We start from the raw sequence: 5977 nt of genomic DNA on the forward strand, positions 1-5977 counted from the left end.
GGATAAAAAAGAAGTTGAAATCGTTGCAAAAAGATGGATGAATCAACAAAATCAAAAGAAAAAAATGATTAATTGGCAATTCAAAAATGAGAATGCAAGAATTAAACTAACAAAACTTTATCCGACAATTTAAAGTTTTCCAAACACTACAATAGAATAAGAAACTACATTTTCAGTCTTGGAGGATTGTGGAGCGATGCAGTCTTTTAATTGCTGAGGGGTAGGAATAATTCTTTGGAGTTTAAAATTATGTGCAGCACTCTCTAAATCAGAGCGGAGTTTAGAAAGACGCTCATTAGCATTCTGCCATCCTTCATGCGAACGCTTAAATTTCATCTTATCAATATCCCAATCAGCAGGTTTACACTTTTCGCCAGTAAAATATTTGAAAGCCTGAGAATTAATAGAAGATCGAATGAAAATTGGACAAAATCCATTATCATCCATTTTATCAGTTAACATTTTGTAGTTAATTTTCATTGGGGCAGATATTGGGTCAGAAATAAACGTATTATGTTGGTAAAATAATGTTTGCTATTGCATAAAATAGCAAAGAAAAAAGCCTTCAAATATACATTTAAGTAAGTATTTGAAGGCTTTAATAAAAAAATGTAATGTATAATTGTGACCTTGTAGGGATTCGAACCCCAAACCTTCTCATCCGTAGTGAGATGCTCTATCCAATTGAGCTACAAAGCCATTTCCCATTATTTGGGACTGCAAAATTAAGGCTTTATTTTTAAATTCCCAACCTCAAACGTTAAAATGTTGCAAAAAAAATCAGTCAATTCTTCAACTGACTGATTTTTAGAATTTTACCTTTGAAAAAATTATTGTGGCACCAGTTTAATATTACCATCAAATGTTCCTGCAATTGGTGTGGTAAGCGTAACTTTTCCTTTTACTTCAAAAACCGTTTCAGTTACCTGTACAATTGGCAAATCTCCATCAAGCCCATTAATTCCCGTATTTGAAATAGTGATTTTAGATTCATCAGTAGCCAAAATCCACTTTGCACTTGGAACAGCTTTACCATTATTGTCAACACCCGTCAAAGAACCATCAGCATTGAATTTAAGAACTACTTTACTCAAATCATAAATGTTATCAGCAGGTTTGTTTTCCTTTTTATAAACTGAAACTCCAGAGGAAGTAACATCTCCCACAATCCATGTTTTTGAAGAAATGATTTCTTTTTTAGGTTTTGTTGGCGTTGTTGTCTCATCCTTCTTGCAAGAACACACAAAGCCCAGTATAAATAAAGAGGTAATAATTAATAGATTTTTCATTGTAATTCGATTTTGTTAAAAGTGACGTGCTTTTAAAACGAATTTAAGAATTAATTATTCCAAAGAGGTATTAAATCTGTCATAAATTATTAAATGGCTAAATTATTAAAACAGCAAATTATTAAAATATTTATAAAAAAATTTCTTACAAGTATATAATCTATAAACGGAATATTATTCGGAATTTAAACTTTAAAATTCGTTAAGCAGATGAATATTAATTAATTAGCAAATATCAAAAATTGCATATTCTGACTTATGCAAGGACAAATGTGACCTAATGAAACTTTATTCGTTATAAGTATGTAATTAGAATAATACAAATCAATAAATCCAATAAAAGAAAGTGGTAGCTTTCTGAATTAAGTATAAATACTAACTACTTATACGATATTCCTTAACCACATTTTAAAGAAATTAAGCACTAATTTGTAATATTAATCACTATTTTTTAATATAAATTTTGTACTAATCATATTCAGAAGTCCACTATACATCACAATTCCAACCACTTTATTAATTAGCCACAAATTTTAAACAAATTTTGTCCTAACCACATTCATAAGTCCACTACTCATCAGAATTCTAACCACTTTATTAATTAGCCAGCCACAAATTTTTAAAAAATTTGCCTAAGCACTTTAAGAAGACCACAAAATTTCATTATTCTAACCACTTAATCTTAATTCATTAATACACGGATTATTTGAAACACACCTTGCTTTGAGACAAAACAAAACCCTGAGATTTTTTTCTCAGGGTTTCTTGTTATAATACTATTCTGATGATTAGTAAATCTTCTCTTTCTGAACTTTTACATTGCTGTCGGTAATGTACTCGTCAAAGGTCATTAATTTATCTAAAAACCCTTTTGATCCAATTTCTAACATTCTATTGGCAACCGTTTCTGTTAACTGATGGTCATGACAAGTAAACAAAATTGTACCCGTGAAATCCACCATGCCATTATTCAAAGCCGTAATAGATTCTAAGTCTAAGTGATTGGTTGGTTCATCAAAAATGGTTACGTTTGAACCCGATAACATCATCCTTGAAAACATACATCTTTGCTTTTCTCCTCCCGAAATTACCGTACATTTTTTCAAGGCTTCATCGCCCGAAAATAACATTCTACCTAAAAATCCACGGATAAATGATTCGTCTTTTTCGGCTGAATATTGACGTAACCAATCTACTAAATTGATTGACCCATCTTCAAAATATTTTGCGTTGTCGTTAGGTAAATATGACTGTGTGGTTGTAACACCCCATTTATACTCACCTGCATCTGCAACTCGCTCGCCCATGAGCACATCAAACAAGGCACTAATTGCCAATGAATCCCTTGATAAAACGGCCAATTTATCGCCTTTATTTAGCGTAAATGAAACATCTTTAAAGATATATCCACCTTCTTGATTTTTTACGGATAAACCTTCAACCGAAAGCAATTGGTCACCCGCTTCACGTTCTGGCTTAAAGTTGATAAATGGATAACGTCTTGATGAAGGTTTGATGTCGTCCACTTGCAATTTATCCAACATTTTCTGACGAGAAGTTGCTTGTTTTGACTTGGAAACGTTGGCTGAGAACCTACGAATAAACTCTTCTAATTCCTTCCGTTTTTCATCCGACTTTTTGTTTTGATCCGAACGTTGGCGAGCCGCTAATTGTGATGATTCATACCAGAAAGTGTACGTTCCACCGTAAAGTTGAATCTTACCAAAATCCAAATCTGCAATATGTGTACAGACATTATCCAAAAAGTGTCTATCATGGGACACAACGATAACGGTATTTTTGAAATTTGTCAAGAAATTCTCTAACCAAAGGATAGATTCAATGTCCAAATTGTTGGTTGGTTCATCGAGTAACAAAATGTCGGGAGCGCCAAAAAGGGCTTGTGCCAAAAGCACTTTCACTTTTTCAGAACCAGAAATATCTTTCAACAAAGTATAATGCAAATCTTCTTTTATTCCCAAACCACTCAATAACGAACCCGCTTCTGATTCGGCTTCCCAGCCATTCATTTCGGCAAATTCAGCTTCAAGGTCGGCCGCACGATTTCCATCTTCTTCCGTAAAATCTTCCTTCAAATAGATCGCATCTTTCTCCACCATTACGTCATACATACGCTTGTTACCCATGATAACAGTCTGTAAAACAGATACTTCCTCAAATTCAAAATGATTTTGTTTAAGAAATGACATCCGTTCGCCTGGGTTCATCGAAATATTTCCAGTCTGTGAATCTAATTCGCCCGAAAGGATTTTCAAAAAGGTGGATTTCCCCGCTCCGTTTGCCCCAATGAGCCCGTAACAGTTGCCTTCCACAAATTTGATATTTACATCTTCAAAAAGCACCCGTTTTCCGAAACGGAGCGAAACATTTGATACGTTTAACATTATTCTTTATTTTCTAAAATCTTAATAAAGTACAAAATTACGAATTGTTTACCTATAAAAAAATCCTGCAAAAATGTTCTTGCAGGATTTTTATGATAAATGTGTTCTAAAACTATTCAACCACAATGGGTACGGAAACTTTTGTCATATCCCACTTGATGGTCAGGGCATTATTCAACGCATCAATTGATAATTTTTCTTGCGGAACGGTCAATTTCTCAACTGGCAATACTACCTGAATAACATCTTCTTTGTCATTTCTTGCGGCTTTCCCATTAGAACCATCGCCCCAATAGGGTATTTCTTTGTTGATAATGACTGTCCAACTATCTTGTTGTGGAATTGTCCACAATGAATATTTTCCTGCTGGCAATTGTTTACCATCAATCACAAGGTTTTTATCCGTTTCAAAAGTGGTGGGTTCATTTGCTCCTGTACGCCAAACTTCTCCGTATTTTATTAAACCACCAAAGATTTTACGACCTTTTTTAGAAGGTTCACAATAAAACAAATTTACTTTGGCAGTGCCAACGGAATAAGTTTGATTCACTTCAGGACTTGAACTTTTAGTTTTTGATTTAATAACTTGAAAGGCAATCAATAAGATTATTGCCAACATTCCAAGGCCGATTAGGATTTTTTTGAGCATGATTTTAAAGTTTAAAATGATAGATTGTTTTATTTATCGAAGGTAATAATTATTTATTTCATTTATTGATTAAGCTATTAATAATCAATGAGATAACAAAATTACAATCCAACTTTTCTATTCATATTCTTCCAAGTAAAATAGTAAATCGGATTCCAAGAGGTTGGTCGCCAAGCAAATTTTGAGGCTTTATTATTCCAATCAATCAAGGCTTTAAATGCCGTTTGGAAACTATTTTTTGAAAATTCTTGAAGTTCATTTTCCGTTGGATTTTTAGCGAACAATTTTTGTTCTTCTTCGATAAATTCACTTTGTAATTTCGATTGGTCTTCAGAAATAATATTTTTGAGATTTGGATAATTTAGGTTTCCTAAACGATACAATCTTTCTGAAATCCACCATAATGTTTTACGGTCAAATTTTACATCTGGCACTTGATTAGTTTCATTCAACACGCCATTTTCTCCGAAGAAAAATGGTTTGTAAATTGACAAACAAGGATTAGAAGTACCTGTCAGCCAAACAGTTATAGGTTTGTCTTTTCTAATTTCCACAATCATTGAACCAACCGTATGATTTGGATTAAATTTACCCGTGGCGTGCATACAAACGTCACTTGTATTAGCTTTATGCGGAGCAAATTTATGGCTGGGCAGATGATGAGAAGATAAAATTTCAATGGCTGATTTCACACTAAATGCTTCTTGAGTTGCTCCTTGCATAGTAGTTTTTTGACGAACTTTACAAGCACTCGCCCAAGAAAATAGCGGGTCGGAATAGGCTTTCGTAAAATTAAAATTACCCGTTTTATACCAACCTTTTGCTTTTGCAAAATCAATGGCATTTTCTGAAATTAAATCATAATCTTCTCCTATCGTTAAACCGTTTGAAATACTGCCGTAGTGCCTTACATTTTTTGCAACCCATTCACTTCCAGCAGTTTCCAAAATCCATGCTTCCTCTGAATCGGCAATAATGAAAGAATTATGATAGAAAAAATCACGATTTTGATAACCTCCACAAGCATCTTGACCGTAGGATTTCAATAAATCAGTGATGCAAATCAGTGCTTCATTTGCCGTTTTTGATCGTTCAAGCGCAAGCCTTAATAAATCCATTCCCGTCAAACCTTTGATAGTTTTCTGAAATTTTACTTTTGTAAAAATTGCCTCATTTCCGATGGTCACACCGTATTCATTTACACCCATTTCAGCACCCCACATCCAGAATGGTTTGGAAAGAATTACCTCAAAAGTTTCCTCTACTTGTGCCACGTCAATGTAGGTACAACGGAGTAATTTTTCGTTGTGTTTTAATCTTGGGAAATGCACAATTGCTTGGGCTTCATTAGGCTCACGGTCGGAGTTTTTACCAAATATCAAACTTGAGGTCTTGGTAGCGGAGGGCAAGGCTATGAAGGTATCACACATATTCAAAGAGGGTTTATGGAGGAATTTAGTGCAATTTAAGAAATTTATTACAAAAAAAGGGATGAAATTCATTCATCCCTACTTGAAACTCAAGGCAATTAATTATCTTTTTAATTCGCCTGCTCCCCTAAATATAATTGAGTTTGGAATTAATCCTACCAGTTTTTTTTCAAAAGTAACCGCTGGAATTCCCAACATATCAGC

General features: G+C 33.7%; 5 protein-coding genes and 1 tRNA gene. All 6 read right to left on the reverse strand.

Annotated elements, in window-relative coordinates:
• Positions 1 to 129: 129 nt before the first annotated feature.
• The 6 genes from AC1W31_RS20045 to AC1W31_RS20070 all read right to left on the reverse strand — a co-directional run bounded on the left by AC1W31_RS20045 (position 130) and on the right by AC1W31_RS20070 (position 5773).
• A complete protein-coding gene (locus tag AC1W31_RS20045) occupies positions 130 to 480 on the reverse strand; it encodes an Arm DNA-binding domain-containing protein (protein ID WP_481736277.1) in 351 nt (116 codons plus the stop codon).
• Positions 481 to 625: 145 nt separating this feature from the next.
• A tRNA-Arg gene (locus AC1W31_RS20050) sits at positions 626 to 699 on the reverse strand.
• A gap of 131 nt (positions 700 to 830) precedes the next feature.
• Positions 831 to 1289, reverse strand: a complete 459-nt coding sequence (locus AC1W31_RS20055) for a hypothetical protein (RefSeq protein ID WP_481736278.1) — start codon at positions 1287 to 1289, stop codon at positions 831 to 833.
• A gap of 788 nt (positions 1290 to 2077) precedes the next feature.
• Positions 2078 to 3694 (reverse strand): ABC-F family ATP-binding cassette domain-containing protein, encoded by a 1617-nt coding sequence (locus AC1W31_RS20060; RefSeq protein WP_481736279.1) that lies wholly within the window; start codon positions 3692 to 3694, stop codon positions 2078 to 2080.
• 112 nt (positions 3695 to 3806) lie between these two features.
• Positions 3807 to 4343: a DUF2911 domain-containing protein gene (locus AC1W31_RS20065; protein WP_481736280.1), complete on the reverse strand. Its 537-nt coding sequence runs from the start codon at positions 4341 to 4343 to the stop codon at positions 3807 to 3809.
• A 101-nt stretch (positions 4344 to 4444) separates the two neighbouring features.
• A complete protein-coding gene (locus tag AC1W31_RS20070) occupies positions 4445 to 5773 on the reverse strand; it encodes a C69 family dipeptidase (RefSeq protein WP_481736281.1) in 1329 nt (442 codons plus the stop codon).
• Positions 5774 to 5977 lie beyond the last annotated feature (204 nt).

The organism is Arcicella sp., from assembly GCF_964672035.1.